The 1,227-nt window shown below is 69.8% G+C and carries 2 protein-coding genes; both read left to right on the top strand.

What is annotated here, in order from left to right:
- A partial coding sequence (locus EU811_RS23450; protein ID WP_142940616.1) for an alpha/beta hydrolase occupies positions 1–494 on the top strand: 494 nt, incomplete at its 5' end.
- 96 nt (positions 495–590) lie between these two features.
- On the top strand, positions 591–1,187 hold the full coding sequence (locus EU811_RS23445; protein ID WP_238703562.1) for a TetR/AcrR family transcriptional regulator: 597 nt from the start codon (positions 591–593) through the stop codon (positions 1,185–1,187).
- The last annotated feature ends 40 nt before the right edge of the window (positions 1,188–1,227 follow it).

The raw sequence follows: 1,227 nt of genomic DNA, 5'->3' as shown, positions 1-1,227 counted from the left end.
TGATCCGTGGGGGACTGGGCCGCACACAGGACCCGGCGATCCTCGCTGCCATGCTCGACCGGGCCGGTGCCCTGCGCACCGCGGAAGCGCGCGGTGCGGCCCCGCAGTTGGAGGCGTGGATTCCCGACAACGCCGAGGAGTTGCTGGAGACGGCCACCAGGCAGTTCCGGGAGACGTACGACTTCTACCGCACCCCGCGCGGCCACCACCCCCGCGCCATCCAGGGGTGGGTGCTGCGCAGCGTCGACCTGCTCGCCCAGTACGACTCGTACGCGCTGATCCGGCTCATCTCGCCCCGGCCCCTGCTGATGATCGCCGGTTCGGAGGCGGAGACCGCCTACTTCAGCCGGGAGGCGATCGAGCGGGCGGCCGAGCCCAAGGAACTGTTCGTCATCGACGGCGCCACCCACATCGACCTGTACGACAGGGACGAGTACGTCACCCCCGCCGTCGCCAGGCTCACCGAGTTCTTCGGCAAGCACCTGGCCGGCTGACCGCCCGCGATCCGAGACCGGGATCCAAGGCCGGGATCCGCCACCTCGCTTGCTACCATCTCCAGGTTTCTGGCTAGAACCCTTAGGAGATGGTTGATGATGGCCCGTGCCGGGATCACGGCCGACCGGCTCGTCGAGGCCGCTGCCGATCTCGCGGACGAGGTCGGCTTCGAGGGCGTCACGCTGTCCGCGCTGGCCCGGCGGTTCGGTGTGAAGGACGCGAGCCTGTACTCGCACGTCAGGAGCCTGCACGACCTGCGCACCCGGGTGGCGCTCCTCGCGGGTGGCGAGATGATCGACCGGATCTCCACGGCGGTGGCCGGACGGGCCGGCAAGGACGCCCTGGCCGCCTTCGCCGACGCCTACCGTGCGTACGCGCTGGAGCGGCCGGGCCGGTACGCGGCCACCCAGATCCGTATCGACCAGTCCCTCGTCGCCGCCTCCCCCGCCTTCGCCCGGACCACCGAGGTCACGTACGGGATGCTCCGCGCGTACGGCCTCGAAGAACCCGATCTCGCCGACGCCGTCCGCCTGTTGAGGAGCACGTTCCACGGCTACTGCGCGCTGGAGGCCTCCGGCGGCTTCGGCGCGCCCCGTGACGTACAGGCGTCCTGGAACCGGACGATCGACGCGCTCCATGTGCTGCTGGAGAACTGGCCGACGACGAACGCCCGTAGTGGCGAGGACAACTGACTGACCTGCCACGATGAACTCACGCCTTTCACCCGTGAGT

Source organism: Arthrobacter sp. TS-15 (assembly GCF_006964045.1).
Taxonomy (GTDB): Bacteria; Actinomycetota; Actinomycetes; order Actinomycetales; family Micrococcaceae; genus Arthrobacter.
Note: the sequence above shows the minus strand (reverse complement) of the source record. Positions and strands in the feature narration are given on the sequence as shown.